The 17,299-nt window shown below is 61.9% G+C and carries 15 protein-coding genes; 2 read left to right on the top strand and 13 right to left on the bottom strand.

All coding sequences use genetic code 11. The features are described from left to right. Nucleotides 1-99: 99 nt before the first annotated feature. The 13 genes from ACM5SV_RS18200 to ACM5SV_RS18140 all read right to left on the bottom strand — a co-directional run bounded on the left by ACM5SV_RS18200 (nucleotide 100) and on the right by ACM5SV_RS18140 (nucleotide 15,812). A complete protein-coding gene (locus tag ACM5SV_RS18200) occupies nucleotides 100-1,704 on the bottom strand; it encodes a M23 family metallopeptidase (protein WP_222015735.1) in 1,605 nt (534 codons plus the stop codon). A gap of 241 nt (nucleotides 1,705-1,945) precedes the next feature. After that, nucleotides 1,946-2,599, bottom strand: a complete 654-nt coding sequence (locus ACM5SV_RS18195) for a protein-L-isoaspartate(D-aspartate) O-methyltransferase (protein WP_012757244.1) — start codon at nucleotides 2,597-2,599, stop codon at nucleotides 1,946-1,948. Next, entirely contained in the window at nucleotides 2,596-3,369 is a 774-nt protein-coding gene (gene surE, locus ACM5SV_RS18190; protein ID WP_222015734.1) for a 5'/3'-nucleotidase SurE, read from the bottom strand. The genes ACM5SV_RS18195 and surE overlap by 4 nt, the downstream gene beginning before the upstream one ends. A gap of 4 nt (nucleotides 3,370-3,373) precedes the next feature. Next, nucleotides 3,374-4,657 (bottom strand): serine--tRNA ligase, encoded by a 1,284-nt coding sequence (gene serS / locus ACM5SV_RS18185; RefSeq protein WP_222015732.1) that lies wholly within the window; start codon nucleotides 4,655-4,657, stop codon nucleotides 3,374-3,376. Nucleotides 4,658-4,856: 199 nt separating this feature from the next. Next, nucleotides 4,857-5,684 (bottom strand): twin-arginine translocase subunit TatC, encoded by an 828-nt coding sequence (gene tatC / locus ACM5SV_RS18180; protein ID WP_222004662.1) that lies wholly within the window; start codon nucleotides 5,682-5,684, stop codon nucleotides 4,857-4,859. Further along, complete coding sequence (tatB, locus tag ACM5SV_RS18175) at nucleotides 5,681-6,292, bottom strand: Sec-independent protein translocase protein TatB (protein WP_222015731.1); 612 nt, start codon at nucleotides 6,290-6,292, stop codon at nucleotides 5,681-5,683. The genes tatC and tatB overlap by 4 nt, the downstream gene beginning before the upstream one ends. Nucleotides 6,293-6,343: 51 nt before the next feature. Beyond that, nucleotides 6,344-6,535, bottom strand: a complete 192-nt coding sequence (locus tag ACM5SV_RS18170) for a twin-arginine translocase TatA/TatE family subunit (protein ID WP_012483600.1) — start codon at nucleotides 6,533-6,535, stop codon at nucleotides 6,344-6,346. Between the two features lie 182 nt (nucleotides 6,536-6,717). Next, a complete protein-coding gene (gene scpB, locus ACM5SV_RS18165; RefSeq protein ID WP_222015730.1) occupies nucleotides 6,718-7,434 on the bottom strand; it encodes an SMC-Scp complex subunit ScpB in 717 nt (238 codons plus the stop codon). After that, nucleotides 7,431-8,288, bottom strand: a complete 858-nt coding sequence (locus ACM5SV_RS18160) for a segregation and condensation protein A (RefSeq protein ID WP_222015729.1) — start codon at nucleotides 8,286-8,288, stop codon at nucleotides 7,431-7,433. The genes scpB and ACM5SV_RS18160 overlap by 4 nt, the downstream gene beginning before the upstream one ends. Before the next feature lie 18 nt (nucleotides 8,289-8,306). Further along, entirely contained in the window at nucleotides 8,307-9,320 is a 1,014-nt protein-coding gene (gene nagZ, locus ACM5SV_RS18155) for a beta-N-acetylhexosaminidase (RefSeq protein ID WP_012757236.1), read from the bottom strand. 125 nt (nucleotides 9,321-9,445) lie between these two features. After that, the gene (locus ACM5SV_RS18150; RefSeq protein ID WP_222015728.1) at nucleotides 9,446-12,709 is read right to left on the bottom strand and encodes an SPOR domain-containing protein; all 3,264 of its coding nucleotides are present in this window, start codon (nucleotides 12,707-12,709) and stop codon (nucleotides 9,446-9,448) included. Nucleotides 12,710-12,771: 62 nt separating this feature from the next. Continuing rightward, the gene (argS, locus tag ACM5SV_RS18145) at nucleotides 12,772-14,529 is read right to left on the bottom strand and encodes an arginine--tRNA ligase (protein WP_017993771.1); all 1,758 of its coding nucleotides are present in this window, start codon (nucleotides 14,527-14,529) and stop codon (nucleotides 12,772-12,774) included. 65 nt (nucleotides 14,530-14,594) lie between these two features. Further along, entirely contained in the window at nucleotides 14,595-15,812 is a 1,218-nt protein-coding gene (locus ACM5SV_RS18140; RefSeq protein WP_222015727.1) for a deoxyguanosinetriphosphate triphosphohydrolase, read from the bottom strand. A gap of 222 nt (nucleotides 15,813-16,034) precedes the next feature. Here ACM5SV_RS18140 and erpA point away from each other — a divergent pair, with 222 nt between their 5' ends. Together erpA and xth are read left to right on the top strand one after the other, a co-directional pair. Then, nucleotides 16,035-16,367 (top strand): iron-sulfur cluster insertion protein ErpA, encoded by a 333-nt coding sequence (gene erpA / locus ACM5SV_RS18135; protein ID WP_012757232.1) that lies wholly within the window; start codon nucleotides 16,035-16,037, stop codon nucleotides 16,365-16,367. Nucleotides 16,368-16,492: 125 nt separating this feature from the next. After that, nucleotides 16,493-17,284 (top strand): exodeoxyribonuclease III, encoded by a 792-nt coding sequence (gene xth / locus ACM5SV_RS18130; RefSeq protein WP_012757231.1) that lies wholly within the window; start codon nucleotides 16,493-16,495, stop codon nucleotides 17,282-17,284. Nucleotides 17,285-17,299: the final 15 nt, after the last annotated feature.

The following is a 17,299-nucleotide window of genomic DNA, read 5'->3' as shown; positions in this document are numbered from 1 at the left end:
GTCGTCCTCCTAAAAGCGCTGCACACTTTTGGGCGGTATCCATCAAATGACAAAAGCCCGGCTGGTGGCCGGGCTTTTGCGTTTCCTGGTACGCAGTACCTATTCCAGGAAAGTCATCGGGTTGACTGGGGACGCATCCTTGCGCACCTCGAAATGGACCTGCGGCTGCTTGACGTCGCCGCTCATGCCGGAGACGGCGACGGTCTGGCCACGCTGGATCTTCTGGCCGCGGGTGACGCTCAGCGTATCGGCGTTGCCGTAGACGGTGACGGTGCCGTCGTCGTGACGGACAAGAACCGTGTTGCCGAGTTCCTTCAGGCCGTTGCCGGCATAGATGACGACGCCGTTTTCGGCAGCCTTGATCGGCGTGCCCTGCGGGACCGAGATGTCGATGCCGTCATTGCGGTTGCCGTTGACGTTGGCACCGTATGAGGCAATGACCTGACCGCGCACCGGCCAGCGATATTTGCCGATGCCGGTCGATTCCGGCGCGGCGGAGCTGACGTCCGACTTCTTCTCGACATCGTCGACGGTCTGGGTGGCGGCCGGCGCCTTGTAGGGCGCGGGCTGAACGGAAGCCGTCTGCTGGGCAGCCGCCGGCTGAGTCGGCTTCGGATCGACCTTCTCGGCCGGGATCGAGGCGGTCTTGATATTGTCGGCGGTGCCGTTCGGGATCTTCAGGGCCTGACCGATGCGGAGCGAGCTGGCCGAAAGATTGTTGGCGGCTTTAAGGTCGTCGACATTGCTGCCGGTCGCCTTGGCAATCTTTGCCAGGGAATCGCCTTGCTTGACGACATAGGTGCCGGCAGGCGCCTTCGGATCCTTGCCGGCGCCGGCGGGAAGTTTACCGGTGACATCGGCACTCGCCAGCGTCTTATCGCGGGCGGAATTGGCGCCCGGAATGACGGCAACGTTCTGCTCAGGCGCCTTCGGCGCATCCGGCATCTTGCCGGGCTTGGAAAGGTCAGCCGCCTGCGATGCCGCCTTGGCGGCATTGCCGCCGTTGAATGTCGGGATCAGGATCGCCTGGCCGGGCTGGGCGGCAGATGCCGTCTTCAGAGCATTGACGCGAAGAATTTCCTTTTCCGGTACGCCAAAACGCCTGGAGAGGGTGGCGATGCTTTCACCCGGACGTAGCGTCACCGACGGAGCGTTGGTGGAGGACCAGCCGGAAACCTTCGGCGTCGTGCCGGTCGTCAGCGTATCGGGCGTCATCTTCGGCGCAGCCGGCGCCACCAATCGGGGCCTTTCGGCTTGCGGCGCAGTCGGGAAGGGCTGAGCGAGCGCGACTTCCTTTTCCCGCTGCCGGGAGGGCGCCGCCGCGGTCGGCGCGGCCAATTCTGAACGCTGCACTGAGACCGGCGCGGAAGCGAGACGTGCGCTCGAGCTCGACGTGCGGGTCGGATCGTAACCCTGGCGGGAGGGATAAGGCTGATTCAGCGCATCATTGCCGCCGCCGTAGCCCGACTGGCTGGCAACGGCCGAACCGCTAAGATCGGCGCGCGGCACCGGATCACCTTGAGAACCGTTCATATTCCTGCGCGGAATGGAACTTGTGGTGATCTGGTCCTGCCCGGAGGAGGAAAACAAGCCGCCAAACCGTGTCACATCGGAACTGCAGCCTGTTGCGGCACTTGCCAGCAGGCTAACAACCAGAAGATTACCGGCCGACTTCCCGAACTTTGGCGAAAGACTGAAACGCATGACTCGACCCACTGAGAACGCAACCATTTGTGAGTCTATTAAAACGCGTTAGTATTACCACGCAGTTAAGATGCTGGAATCAGTACGATATTTTTGAGAAATTGATAACCATAGCTTACGGGTGAAAAATTGCAGTGTGCCGAGCATGATGCCAATAAGCCTGAGCGGCTTTCGCATAACCTCATGCGCTGTTGTTTTGATGGTCGGATTTCAGGCCGATGCGGCCTGAAATCATCCACATCTACAGCAGCGAGGCAAGGCGCGGAACGATCGGCAGATAGGGAGCGTCGAACAGTTCCTCGCGTTCGAAACGGCTACCGGTTTTCGTCAGCCGCACCATGCGACACTCGTTCTCGGAAATCATCAGCGGCGCGATCATCGAGCCGCCGGAAACGAGCTGGTCGGTATAAAAGCGCGGCATCGCGTTGAAAGCGGCCGTCACCAGGATGCGATCGAAGGTCCCCTCTCCCTGCATGCCGGCGCTGCCGTCGGCCTGACGGATGACGACGCTGCGCAAACCAAGCGATTCCATGCGCCGTTGCGCTGCCGTCGTCAGCGTCTTGTAGCGGTCGATGGACAGGACACGCTCGGCCAGGCGGCCCATCACGGCGGCGGTAAAGCCGCTTCCGGTGCCGATCTCCAAGACGCGCTGGCCGGGCTTGAGCTTCAGGTGATGCAGGATGCGGACGGCAAAATCGATGCCTTCGAGAAAGGAGCCGCATTCGATCGGGATCGTCCGGCTCGAATAGGCGTCGTCGGCAAATTGCGGCGGCACGAACAGCGAGCGCTGCGTCTGCTCGACTGCCGTCAGCAGATCGAGATCGGAGATGCCTTCGGCACGCAATCTGAGGACGAGCGCAGCAAAGCCCTCCTTCTCCGCCAGTCTTGCCGTCAAACTTGTTCTCCGTATCCCAAGGCCCGCGCCACGCGGTCCGTCACGGAATAATCGGTCAGATCCAGTTTCAAAGGCGTTACCGAAATCTTATTATGCTTCAGGGCGTGAATATCGGTGCCTTCGACGAAGGCGCCGGCGCGTTCGCCGAACTTCAGCCAGTAGTAAGGAAATCCCCGGCCGTCGGAGCGGGCATCGACCTGCAGATTGAAGGCGAGCTTACCCTGCATGGTCACCTCGGCACCGTCGACTTCGTCGGGACGGCAGTTCGGGAAGTTGAGATTGAGGAACGTGCCCTCCGGCAGGTCCAGGACCATCAGCTTTTCCAGAAGAGCCGGCGCATGCGTCTCGCAGACCTCCCAGGGCACGATGCGCGCGCCGTCCTCATAGAGATAGGCCTGGCTCAGCGCGAAGGAGCGCACGCCCTGCATGGTGCCCTCGATGGCGCCGGCGATCGTGCCGGAATAGGTCACGTCGTCGGCGACGTTCGAGCCTGAATTGACGCCGGACAGGACGAGATCCGGCTTGATGTCCATCACCTGCCTGATACCCATGATGACGCAATCGGTCGGCGTGCCGCGCAAGGCGAAATGCTTTTCGGAAATCTTGCGCAGCCTCAGAGGTTCGGAGAGGCTCAGCGAATGGGCAAGGCCGCTCTGGTCGGTCTCGGGCGCGACGATCCAGACATCGTCGGACAGCGTGCGCGCGATCCGCTCCAGCGCGGCAAGGCCTTCGGCGTGAATGCCGTCGTCATTCGTAAGCAGGATGCGCATCGCCTCAGGCCGCCTGTTCGATTTTGGTCAATCCGCCCATATAAGGCAGCAAAACGTCCGGAATCGTGACGGAACCATCCTCGTTCAGATAATTTTCAAGGACGGCGATCAGGCAGCGGCCGACGGCCGTGCCGGAACCGTTCAGCGTGTGCACGAACTTGTTGCTCTTGTCGTCCTTGCCGCGGTAGCGCGCATTCATCCGCCGGCCCTGAAAATCGCCGCAGACCGAGCAGGACGAGATCTCACGGAAGGCATTCTGCCCCGGCAGCCAGACTTCGAGATCGTAAGTCTTGCGCGAGCCGAAGCCCATGTCGCCGGTGCAAAGCGTCATGGTGCGGAAATGCAGGCCGAGGCGCTTCAGCACTTCCTCGGCGCAGGCGGTCATGCGCTCATGCTCGGCAACGGCGCTCTCGGCATCGGTGATCGAGACGAGCTCGCATTTCCAGAACTGATGCTGGCGCAGCATGCCGCGCGTATCGCGGCCGGCGGAGCCCGCTTCCGAGCGGAAGGACGGCGTCAATGCGGTAAAGCGGAGCGGCAGCTTTTCCTGATCGAGGATTTCCTCGCGCACGAGATTGGTCAGCGTCACCTCGGCCGTCGGGATCAACCAGCGTCCATCAGTCGTCCTGAAGAGATCATCGGCGAATTTCGGCAGCTGGGCGGTGCCATAAACGGCCTCGTCGCGCACCATCAGCGGCGAGCTGACTTCGGTATAGCCGTGCTCGCTCGTGTGGAGATCGATCATGAACTGGCCGAGCGCGCGCTCGAGCCTGGCGAGCGGCCCGGTTAGAACCGTGAAGCGCGAGCCGGAGAGCTTGGCTGCGCGCTCGAAATCCATATAGCCGAGCGCCTCGCCGATTTCGAAGTGCTCCTTCGGCGCGTGGTTCCAGCGTGGCTTTTCGCCGACGGTGCGGGTGACGACATTGTCATGCTCGTCCTTGCCGACCGGGATGTCGTCGAAAGGTATGTTCGGGATGCGCGAGAGCGCGTCGTTGAGTTCGGCCGTCAGTTGCCGGTCCTCTTCCTCGATCGCCGGCAGCAGGGTCTTGAGTTCAGAGACCTCCACCTTCAGCTTCTCGGCAAGCTCGCTATTCTTCTGGGCCATCGCCGCGCCGATCTCCTTGGAGGCGAGGTTGCGGCGGGACAGCAAGTCCTGTGCCTTCTGCACGGCGGAGCGGCGCTTTTCATCGAGAGCAACGAGACTTTGGGCCAGAGGCTCCGCGCCGCGCTTGGCAAGAGCGGCATCGAGCGCTTCGGGATTCTCACGGATCCATTTGATATCGAGCATCGTCGTTCCAGGTCGTTGCAACAGAGGTGACCCAGCCAAAGCCAGATCGGGCCTCGACCGGATGTTACAGCGCCGCGCGGCTTTTCAGACGCACTAAGGACACTGTAACACTTTGAATTGCTGCATAATTCCTTAAACCGATTCCGATTTAAGGATTAAGCAGTCGACGGCGTTCATAAAGGGATTTCGAGATCGCAGCTCAGATGCTGTCCGTCTTGGCAACATCTGCGGATCCGGTTTCCTTTTCGACCGCCTGCCGAGCACGCTGGCGCTCCACGAGTCGCGCCGCATAGATGGAAATCTCGTAGAGAAGGATCGTCGGTATCGCAAGGCCGATTTGGGACATCGGATCCGGCGGCGTCAGCACGGCGGCGACGACAAAGGCGAGCACGATGGCAAACTTGCGCTTTTCGGCGAGCCATTGCGACGTCAGAAGACCGACACGGGCGAGCAGCGTAGTGACGACGGGAAGCTGGAAGACGAGGCCGAAGGAGAAGACCAGCGTCATGATAAGGCTCAGATATTCCGAGACCTTCGGCATCAGCGAGATGGCTATCTCGTCATGACCTGGCGCCTGCTGCATCGACAGGAAGAACCACATGACCATCGGCGTGAAGAAGAAATAGACGAGCGCGCCGCCCATCAGGAACAGCACCGGCGAGGCGATCAGGAACGGCAGGAAAGCCTGGCGCTCGTTCTTGTAGAGACCCGGTGCCACGAACTTGTAGACCTGGGCGGCAATGATCGGGAAAGCGACCACAAGGCCGCCGAACATCGCCACCTTGACCTGGGTGAAGAAGAATTCCTGCGGCGCGGTATAGATGAGCTGAGCCTTCTCGACGTCGAGATGCGCCCACTGAACCGCTGTCTTGTAGGGAATGACCAGATAGTTGAAGAGATGCTTGGCAAAAAAGAAGCATGCGATGAAGGCGACGAAAAACGCGCCGATCGACCACATCAGCCGCGTACGCAGCTCCATCAGGTGCTCGATCAGCGGCTGCGGCTTGTCTTCGGTATCACCGCTCATGCCTCGTCCTTCTTCGTCTGCGCAGGCGACTTCGGCGTTGCAGGCTTCCTGGCTGCCGTCGTGCGCTTCGGTTTTTCCACAGGCACGGCAACGGCAGCCGCAGCATCGACCTTGTCGGCAATCTTGACGCGCGGCTTGCGTACGGGTTTCGGCTTGGCGGCAACCGTATCGGCCTGGACAGCCGCTGCTGCGACGGGTTCCGACTGCGCAGGTGTCGCTACCAATGGCGGCGTTTCCGGCAGACTCATCGACGGCGTCGGGGCTGCAACAGCATCGGGCGGCACCTCGGTCTTGTTCTCCGTGACCGTGGTCGCCTTCTGCAGGTCGGCCTTGATCTCGTTGCCCATCTGGCGAAGCGGGTTCATCGCCTCGCGCAAGCTGTTGACCGGGTTCAGTTTCTGAGCGTCGCTGATCGTCTGGCGGACATCGTCAAGCTCGGCTTCGCGCAACGCTTCATCGAACTGCGCGCGGAAATCGCCCGCCACCTTGCGGGCGCGTTGCGTCATCTTGCCGAAAGCGCGCAGCATCGGCGGCAAATCCTTGGGACCGACGACCACGATCAGTACGATCGCGATGACCAAAAGCTCGGTCCAGCCAATATCGAACATGCAAGGCTCCTGGACGGGAAGCGCGGGGGCTGCGCTTTTTCCCGGACTTGGTTACTTCGTTTCGTCGGCCTTGTGATCGACGGTCTTTGCCGTATCCGGCGCGTCGTCGTCCGTCATGCCCTTCTTGAAGCTCTTGATGCCCTTGGCAACGTCGCCCATCAGTTCCGGGATCTTGCCGCGACCGAACAACAACAGCACGATGACCAGAACGATCAACCAGTGCCACATGCTAAAAGAACCCATTATCCTAACTCCCTGTTTCTATGTTCCCACGATGTAAGGATTTCCGACACCGTTTCCAACATCAAGTCCTTTGAACTGAGCTTAATGTCACGGTATCGCCCTTTGTGACAAGCCATTGACCCGCCGAAAAGTGCTGGCTCCATTGTTTTCACCATGCATGGCAAAAGCAAGACGCAAGCCCTTCAATCTTCAGAGGTGCCGCGTGGCGCCAGCAACCCCAGTTCCTCGAGGTCCATCTGGGTGATCGGGTCTTCGTCCTCGGTCAGTTCGTCGTTCATCAACGGCGAGGGAATATTGAAGTTCGCCGGAATGCGGCCCGACAGCAAGCCCGCTCCCTTCAACTCTTCGAGACCGGGCAGATCACGCAGCTCTTCGAGACCGAAATGGTCGAGGAAATCGCGTGTCGTGCCCAATGTCACCGGCCGGCCCGGTGTACGCCGGCGGCCACGAAACCGCACCCAGCCGGCTTCCATCAGCACGTCGAGCGTGCCGCGCGAGGTCTGGACGCCGCGGATATCCTCGATTTCTGCACGTGTCACCGGCTGGTGATAGGCGATGATCGCCAGCACTTCCAGTGCGGCGCGTGAAAGCTTCTTCACCTCATTGTCATCACGGCGGATGACGAAGGACAAGTCGGCGGCGGTGCGGAAGGCCCAGGCGCCTTCGACCTGCAGGAGATTGACGCCCCGCGGCGCATATTGCTCCTTCAGGCGCAGCATGATCGCATGCACGTCGGTCTTCTCGGGCAGGCGTTCGGCGAGGAAGCCTTCGGAGACCGGCTGCGAGGAGGCGAAGACCAGCGCCTCGGCGATACGCTCGGCCTCGATCTCGGCCTGCACGTCGCCGCCCCTGTCTTCGAAATTGTCCTCGAAATCCTCTTCGCTCTTCGGATCGATCAAGCCGGCTGCTCCTGTTCGACCACTTGCAGCGTGGCATGTTTGGGACCGCGGCGCATGTATATCGGCTGAAAAGCGCCGTCCTGGCGGATCTCGAGCTTGCCCTCGCGCACCAGCTCCAACGAAGCGGCAAAGGCGCTGGCGATTGCGGTGACGCGTTCCTCGGGCGCTGCGAGATACCGCAGCAGATAATGCTCCATCGCCGTCCAGTCAGCGACCTCGCCGATCATCTTGGTCAGCAGCTCGCGGGCATCGGTCAGCGACCAGACGGTACGCCGCTCGATCGTTACCTGGGTGACGGCATGGCGCTGGCGTAGTGCCGCATAGGCGGTCAAGAGATCGTAGAGGCTCGCCGCATAAGCGGATTGCTGCCGGTCGGGAATATGCTCGGGCGCCCCACGCACGAAGATATCGCGGCCGAGGCGGTTGCGATTGACGAGGCCGTCTGCCGCCTGGCGCATGGCTTCGAGGCGTTTCAGCCGGAAGGCAAGCGTTGCCGCCAGCTCCTCGCCGGAAGGGCCGTCATCCTTGATCTGCTGGGGAATGAGCAGCTTCGACTTGAGATAGGCAAGCCAGGCTGCCATGACGAGGTAATCGGCGGCGAGCTCGATGCGGATCCGCCGGGCGCTTTCGATGAACAGCAGATATTGCTCTGCGAGCGCCAGCACCGAAATGCGCGACAGGTCGACCTTCTGGTTGCGGGCGAGATAGAGCAACAGGTCGAGCGGACCTTCGAAGCCGGCGACGTCGATCACCAGCGCCGGCTCGTGGGTGCCGCGCTCGGCACCGTTATCCTGCCACAACTTGTCCATCGGCGTTGCCGCCTGCGGACGTTCCGTGCCCTTGACCGTGTTCACCTAACTGCTCCCTTACGATCAGACCGTCGCAAACATCGCTTCGAATTCCGCCCTCAATTCCGCTTCATCTGAAGTATCCGCCGCCGCGAATCCTGCTTCCACCGCTTTTGCGCGGGCAAGCGATATGCCGGCGAGCGGCGGAACATTTGCCACGACATCTAGCATCTCGTCCATATTGCCGTTGCAATGCAGCACAATATCGCATCCGCCTGCAATGATATTCGCCGCGCGTTCACCGATCGTGCCGGAAAGAGCGTTCATCGAGCTGTCGTCGGAGAGCAGCAGACCGTTAAAGCCGATGTGCTTGCGGATGATGCCGTCGATCACCTTGCGCGAGCACGTCGCCGGATTGTCCGGGTCGATGGCGGTGAAGACGAGATGGCAGGTCATTGCCATCAACTCGTCCTTCATCGCGACAAAAGGCGGAAAATCATGGAGCTCCAGCTCGTCGCGCGAGACGGTGACAACAGGCAGTTCCAGATGTGAATCGGCAAAGCCGCGACCATGGCCGGGCATATGTTTCATGACAGGTAACAGGCCGCCGGCCTTCAGCCCCTCGGCAGCCGCCCTTCCCATCGCGATGACGGTTTCGGGATCGGCGCCATAGGCGCGGTCGCCGATGACGTTGCTGCTGCCCTCGACCGGCACATCCAGCACCGGCAGGCAATCGACATCGATGCCGAGGCTCGAAAGGTCGAAGGCGTGCAGCCGTGACATCAGCCAGGCGGCGCGCAGGCCGAGTGCCCGATCGCGGCGATAGAGCTCGCCGAGCGCCTGGCCGGAAGGATAACGCGCCAGAACGGGTGGACGGATGCGCTGGACGCGGCCGCCCTCCTGGTCGATCAGCACCGGCGCATGCCAGCCGACGCTGTCGCGCAGTTCGGCGACGAGGTCGGCGATCTGCCGCGCTTCGGAGATGTTGCGCCCGAAGAGGATGAAGCCCCAGGGTCGTTCGCCCCGGTAAAAGGCCTTCTCTTCGGAAGTGAGGGCAAGGCCGTTGCAGCCAAGGATCATCGCTTTTGATTCGGTCATATCCGAATCTTAGAGCCTTTCCTGGTCAGATTGAAGCATTCTACAGGAGCAGGTTTTCGGCCCGATGCACAAAAAAGAGCGGCGGACCGATCCAGCCCGCCGCTCTCATATTCAGGACCTGATCCTTACTTGGAGATCAAGCAGCTTCCGCCCGCCGCGCGATACTGTTCGCAGAGTGCTGCGGCCTCGTCCTTGGAACCGGCCGGAATGCGGACACGGTAGAAAGTGCCCTTGCCGGCGATATCGGCCCTGCGGATCTCGTGGCTGCGGCCGCCAAGCACGCTGGCGAATTTCTTCGACAGGTTGGCATAGGATTTGGTCGCCTCGTCTTCCGAAGGCAGCGAGGCGATCTGGATGCCGTAGCCGCCGGCGGATGCGGCCTGCTGCGGCTTTGCGGCGACAGGTGCTGCGGCCGCGACTTCAGTCGTCTTCGGCTGCTGTGTGGGCTTCGGCTGCTGGGCAGGCGGGCGGACATTGCCCTTCTCGGTCACTGTGCCTACGACGTTGACGGGCTGGTCAACCGGACGGGCGGTCGGGATTGGAGCGGTATCGGCAGTGGCCGAGGTCTTGACCGGACGCACCGGCGGAGCGACCTGAGCGGGATTTGCGGCCTGTGCGTCAGCACTGCCGGCGAGCGGCGGCTGTACCGGCGCGGTTTCGACGGGGGCTGCGGAACGCGCATCGGCGGAAGCAACCTCGGCTCTTGCTGGGAAGCTTGCGGCCGTTCCACCGACGGGCGGCACGGGCGGGGTCGACGGAGCCGTGAACGGCGGCTGAGCCGGCGGCGTCGCCTGGGCAGACTGGGTCGCCTGGGCAGACTGCGTCGCCGGGGCAGACTGCGTCGCCGGGGCAGAGGGTGTCGGCTGGTCGACGGGCGCTGGTTCCTCGCGGGCAACCAACGTACCGTCAGGCTTGACGATCATTGTGCGAACCTTGCGCGGAGAAACGGACGGCGTCTTGTCGGCGTCGGTTGCCGGAGCGTTGTCGGCGTTGTCCTGGGTTGGCAGCAGACGCGGATCCTCCGTCTCACCGACCGCAGTCGGCGTGACCTGATCGTCAGCACTGGCGTTCTCGTCGTCCTCGGGCAGCGCTTCCGGTGTCAGCGTGCGCTGGACGACATCGACGGGCGCCTCGTCGGAAGAAACGAGCGCCTTCTGCTTCGGCTCTTCGGCAGAACCCGCAACGCGGTCGTAGACGGCCTTATCCTGGTTCGGCACGGTCTTGCCGCCAGGATTTTCCGGAACGACCTTGACCGGCTCCTTGTCGGCAGTGATCACGCGCGGCTCGCCGGACGCGACAATGCCGAGCCCCTCGCCGTTCCAGACGGAGGAATAGACGCCGTAACCGACGCCTGCGAAGACCACGAGCACGACGGCCCCGGCGAGCAGCCGGCGCATCGACCGGGCCCGGCTGAAATCAGCAGCCTGGCTTGCCGATTCGATGCGAACCTCGGAGGTCTCGCGGCGCTCGACCGGCTCACGCACGCTGCGGCGGAAATCCTCCTCCAGCGCCCGTTCGAAATCATCGAGGCCATCGGCGATGGTGGGCTTGACCGGCTTTGCAGCAGCGGCGGCCGTATCCCGGACCGGTGCCGGCGTTTGCCGCGGCTTGGCCGGCTCAAAGAAGCTGGCGATCTCGGCGTCGAGATCGAAATCGAAATCCGCAGACTTCGCGACCGGTGCGGGCTGCTCGACGGGCGGCAGCGCCGGCACGTGCATGTCGTCGACGGCCTCGGGACGATCCTCCGGATCGGAGATCATCGCCGGATCGAATGGCAGGTCTTCGGTCGAGTCGGAGACAGACGCCCAGTTGAAAGCCGGAGCCGGAGCTGGAGCCTGCGGTTCGGGAACGAAGGCCGCAGCGGCCCGTGCAGGAGCGTCAGCGGCCTGCTCAAAGGCAGGAGCCGGTGGCTCGGGAGCAAACACGGGAGCGGCGGGCCGAGGAGCGACCGCCGCGGCCTGCTGGGGAGCAGGGGCTGGCGGCTCAGGCTGAGATGCTGGCTCGGACGGCTCAGAGAAATCGAGATCGGTGAGTTCCAGCTCGATGCCGGCAAGATCCAGCTCGAAATCATGGCCGGCAAAGGGGTCGTCGGCTTCCGGTACCGGTTGCGGCGCAGGCGAATATGCCGTTGCGGCAGGCTGGGGCGTAACGGCCTCGGCAAGCTGCGGCGCGATCGGCCTTGCGGCTTCAGCATAGACCGGTGCCGGCTCGACCGGAGCGGGCCGGACGGGTGCTGCGGCGAGCGGTGGCGACGCAATCACCTCGGACTGAACAGGGTCGACGGCCACAGGGGCGGCCGGAACGGGCGCTGCCTCGATCGATGCGGGCTGCGGCGAGACGGGCGCCGGATTGGCACGTTGCGGTACCGGATAACGCGAGACGTCGGCGAGCAGATCGTCGAGATCGAACGTGCCGGCGGTGTGCGGAACATCAGGCACGACCTCGGTCAGCGCGGCATCGGCCTGGATCTCGCCTTCGACGGCGGCGGCGATGAGATCGAAACCGGCGTCGGACCCGAAATCCTCCAGCTCTTCCTCGACTTCGACGAATTCTTCGGCCTCGGCGGTCTCTTCCGGCGCGATCACCTCATCATGGCGATCGAGCTCGGCGGGAAAGCCAAGTGACGGCGAAGCGGATTCGAATTCCTCGGAAGGCTCGACAGCGGCGACAAGCGCCGGCGGCTCGATGACAGATTGAGGCTCGACTACAGGAAGATCGGCGGACGGTGCTTCAGCAACCGGTGCCGCGACCGTTTCGGCCACAGGTTCCGGCAAAACAACCGGTTCCTCGCGCTTCGGAGCATGGAAATTGGCAAGCGGCAGCCTGATGCTGGCAGCCGACCATTGCGGCGCCTTGGTGGGCTGCGCCAGCGAAGAGACGGGTGCTGCGCCGATCGACAGCTCAAGCTCCTCGATCAGGTCGCGCGCACCGCCGAAGGCCGATTGCACCGACGCATCGGGCTCAGGAGAAAGCTGCTCCGCCCAGTCGGCGACAGATGCGTCGCCATTGCCTGCGGCGGGCAAAGCTGCTTCTTCAGCCTCAAAGGCGGCGACGGAAGCCGAAACCGGCTCAGGAGCCTCCGCATGTTCGGCAGCGGGAGAAGCATCGAGAACGGGCTCGACGTAATCTTCAGGCGTGAGATCATCAGAGATCGGCTCGGCCGGCCGATCGAGCTCTGCGAGCGGACGTGGCGAATCGTAGCGGTCGAACTCGCGACCAAGCTCGTCTTCGAGATCGAGGGCGGGCTCGCGGCGTGCGGTCTCAGTCACCGTATTCGCCGCAACACGCGGCTCGAAGCCGACGATCCGGGCAAGTTCAGCCAACGGATCATCGTCGGCAAACAGGTCGTTTTTTCCGCGCGTATCATACGCAAGTTGTTTATCAGCCATGCTTATTCCCACTCGCAAACGCCAACGCTCAAATGCCAGCGCATTGTGGGGAAATGGTGACGTTATCGCATTTCGTCCGGTGCGGCAGTGCCTGTAATGGCGAGTCCCGACTTCAAAACCGACGCGACGGCGTACACCAGCCCAAGTCTGGCAATACTTGATTCTCGGTTTTTATCATTAACAAATCGTAATTCCGGCTGATCTTTACCTTTGTTCCAGTGCGCGTGGAAGGAACTGGCGACGTCGTAGAGGTAAAAAGCGACGCGATGCGGCTCCTGCGACTGGGCCGCCGCCTCAACGATACGCGGGAATTCAGCAAGCTTGGCGACGAGCTGCAATTCGGCCGGATCGCCAATGCCTGCAACGGTTTTCGCGAGATTTTCCGGCGAAACATCAAGGTCGGCAAAGGCCTCCCTCGCCTGCCGGAAGACCGACATACAGCGAGCATGCGCATACTGCACGTAAAAAACAGGATTATCTTTCGACTGTTCGGTCACCTTGGCGAAATCGAAGTCGAGCGGCTCGGAATTCTTGCGGTAAAGCATCATGAACCGGACCGAATCACGGCCGACTTCTTCGACGACGTCCCGAAGCGTAACGAAATCGCCCGAGCGTTTCGACATCTTCACCGGCTCGCCGTTGCGGTAGAGCTTGACGAGCTGGCAGAGCAGGACCGTCAGCTTCGCCTGACCATCCGAAACGCCGCGTGCAACCGCTTCCAGGCGCTTGACGTAGCCGCCATGGTCGGCGCCAAGCACATAGATCATCTCGTCGAAACCACGGTCGAACTTGTTCTTGAAGTAGGCGACGTCGGCGGCGAAATAGGTGTAGGAGCCGTCCGACTTGATCAGCGGCCGGTCGATATCGTCGCCCACCTCGGTCGAACGGAACAGTGTCTGTTCGCGATCTTCCCAATCCTCGGGAAGCTGGCCCTTCGGCGGCGGCAGCGTGCCCTTGTAGACATAGCCCTTGAAGGTCAGGTCGTTGATCGCCGTGCGGATCGCGGCCGCACCATTCGCATGCAGGGTGCGTTCGGAGAAAAAGACGTCGTGATGGACATTCAGCGCCGCCAGATCGTCGCGGATCATCACCATCATCGCGTCGATCGTGCGGTCCTTGACGATCGGCATCCATTGGTCTTCCGGCATGTTGTGCAGCCGCACGCCGTAATCGGCGGCAAGCGACTGACCAACGGGCACCAAATAGTCGCCGGGATAGAGACCCGAGGGGATTTCGCCGATCTTTTCGCCGAGCGCTTCGCGGTAGCGCAGGAAGACGGAACGGGCGAGCACGTCGATCTGCGAGCCGGCATCGTTGATGTAATATTCCTTCTCGACACCGTAACCGGCAAAAGCGAGCAGGTTGGCAAGCGCGTCGCCGACGACGGCGCCACGGCAATGGCCAACATGCATGGGGCCGGTCGGATTGGCCGAGACATATTCGACATTGACCTTCTTGCCCTTGCCGAGCGACGAGCGGCCGTAATCGGTGCCGGCGCCGATCATCGAGGCGAGCAGCCGCTGCCAGTAGCCGACGGCGAGACGGATGTTGATGAAGCCGGGACCCGCGACCGAGACATCGGCGACGTCAGCATCTTCCTTGAGCTTGGTGATGATGACGTCGGCCAGCGCGCGCGGGTTGGTTCCGAGCACTTTTGCCAGCACCATTGCGGCATTGGTCGCCACATCGCCATGGCTCGCGTCACGCGGCGGCTCGACGGTGATGCGGCCGAAATCGAGCTCAGATCGCTTTTCCCTGACCAGATCGATCTGTTCAAGGGCGGTTTTGATCCGGGCTTCGAAGTCGGTAAAAAGGTTCATCGCACTCTTCCATGCATAGGCTGTGCCAAAGGCTCAAATCGGCCCTCGGCGTGGGCGACCGCTGCCTATCGCAAATCCGGAGTGTGGTCAAACAACCGCCTATGGGCGCTGATCGCATAGGTATCGGTCATGCCGGCGAGATAATCGCCGACATGGCGGGCCTTCGGCGCATCGGCCAGGCCGGCGATATGATCTACCCAGTAATGGCTCTGCATCTCCTTGGGATTGGCCATGTAGGCAGCAAAGAGATCGGTGACGATCTGGGCGGCACCGGCGCGGATGCGCATGATATCGGGATTGCGGTAGATGCGTTTGAAGAGCATCGCCTTGATCTGCCTGTCGGTCTCGGCCATCCCCTCGGAAAAGGTGGCGATAACCTCGCCGGCAGCGCGGATGTCGGCAGCGCTCTCAGGGCGCAGCAGCGACAGGCGCTGCTGCGCGACGCCGATCACGTCTTCAACCATGCGGGTAATCTGGCGGCGCATGATCTCATGGGTGAAGCGGCTCGGCTCCAGATGCGGATATCGCGCCCTCACCTCGGCCATCAGCCCGGCAAGAAACGGGATTTCCTCCAGCATATCGAAAGTCAGGTAGCCGGAGCGCAGGCCGTCGTCGATATCGTGGGTATTGTAGGCGATGTCGTCGGCGATCGCCGCGACCTGGGCCTCAAGGCTGGCATAGGTTGCAAGCTCGAGATCGTGCAGCTCGCAATAATCGAGGATCGGCTGCGGCACGGGACCGCGCGTGCCTACTCCATCCGGCGTCAGAAGCGGGCCATTGTGCTTGACGAGACCTTCGAGGCTTTCCCATGTCAGGTTGATGCCGTCGAATTCGGCATAACGCCTCTCCAGTTTGGTCACGATGCGCAGCGATTGGGCATTGTGGTCGAAGCCGCCATAGGGCAGCAGCACTTCGTGCAGCGCGTCCTCGCCAGTATGACCGAACGGCGTATGGCCGAAATCGTGCACGAGCGCCACGCCTTCGGCCAGATCCTCGTCGAGCTTCAGGGCGCGGGCAAGCGCGCGAGCGATCTGCGCCACCTCGATCGTGTGCGTTAGCCGGGTTCGGTAATGATCGCCGTCCTGGGCGATGAAGACCTGGGTCTTGTGCTTCAGCCGGCGGAAGGCGGTGGTGTGGACGATGCGGTCGCGGTCGCGCTGGAAATCGGAGCGCGTCGGGCTACCGTCCTCCTGATAGAGCCGCCCGCGCGTCGTCCAGGGGTCGGCCGCAAAGACCGCCCTCTCACTGCTGCCGAACCCCAAAGCACGCGTATCGATCGTCATTCTTCACCGTCATCCTGCATGTTGCCGCATCTACCCATTGACGCCGCTTATCGCCCTTCATACCTATAGGTCGATGAAACGGCAAAGAGGCGCTTTCTTAACCGCTTCGGCGCATCATCGCCTTTTCGCGAATATCATGGTAAGTTTCTTTGATATCAGGCATTTGAACATTCAAGTGCCAAAACCCATTCTCTCCGGATCTTGACCCCGGCAGGAGGAAACATGACGGATACGAGTGTAACCCTTTCAGATGCCGCGGCAAAGCGTATCGCTGCGATCGTCGGCGCTGAAACCGGCAAGAGCGCCTTGCGCGTTTCCGTCGAAGGCGGCGGCTGTTCGGGCTTTTCCTACAAGTTCGATCTTGCCGACGGCGCCGGCGACGACGACATCATCGTCGAAAAGAACGATGCCAAAGTGCTGATCGACAGCCTGTCGCTCGTCTACATGGCGGGCTCGGAGATCGACTTCGTCGACAACCTGCTTGGCCAGTCCTTCCAGATCAAGAACCCGAATGCGGTGGCGAGCTGCGGCTGCGGCACCAGTTTCTCGATCTGAATATCTGAACGCACGGCATTGTCCCCATCGAACCGGCCGAAGTTTTGCTTCCGGCCGGTTTATCGTCTTGTCCGCCGGCGAAAGACCGCGATAAAAGAAGCGCACGCAGCGAACAGGGCGAAGAGATGAAGATCGCGACTTGGAACATCAACGGCGTCAAGGCGCGCATCGACAATCTCACGCAATGGCTGAAGGATTCCGATCCGGATATCGTCTGCCTGCAGGAGATCAAGACGGTCGACGAAGGTTTCCCGCGGCTGGAGATCGAGGCGCTTGGGTATCACGTCGAGACGCACGGCCAGAAGGGCTTCAATGGCGTCGCGATTCTCTCCAAAAATTCACCTTTCGAAGTGAACCGCGGCCTTCCCGGCGATCCGCTGGACGAACAGGCGCGTTTCCTCGAAGCGGCGTTCACCCTGTCCGACACGCGAATCCTGCGCGTCTGCTGCCTCTACCTGCCGAACGGCAATCCTGTCGAAACGGAGAAATATCCTTACAAGCTCGCCTGGATGGAGCGCCTGCGGACGTTCGCCGCCGAACGGCTGGCCTATGAAGAAATGCTGGTTCTTGCCGGCGATTACAATGTCATCCCGGAACCGCACGACTGCTTCGATCCCAAGGTCTGGGAAAACGATGCACTGTTTCTGCCGCAGACACGGGAGGCGTTCCGCAGGCTCGAAAATCTCGGCCTGACGGATGCGCTGCGCGCCACGACGGATGCGACGCAGCTCTATTCCTTCTGGGATTATCAGGCCGGCGCCTGGCCGAAGAATAACGGCATCCGCATCGACCATCTGCTGCTGTCGCCAGAAGCTGCCGACAGGATGACGTCAGCTGCGATCGAAAAACATGTGCGGGCCTGGGAAAAGCCGTCCGACCACGTGCCTGTCATCGCCTATTTCGATTTCGCGGGCTGAAGCCTTCCGCCTCAC

The organism is Rhizobium sp. CRRU65, from assembly GCF_048551595.1.
GTDB lineage: Bacteria > Pseudomonadota > Alphaproteobacteria > Rhizobiales > Rhizobiaceae > Rhizobium > Rhizobium leguminosarum_J.
The sequence above is the reverse complement of the archived record's forward strand: the minus strand, read 5'-3'. Positions and strand labels throughout refer to the sequence as shown.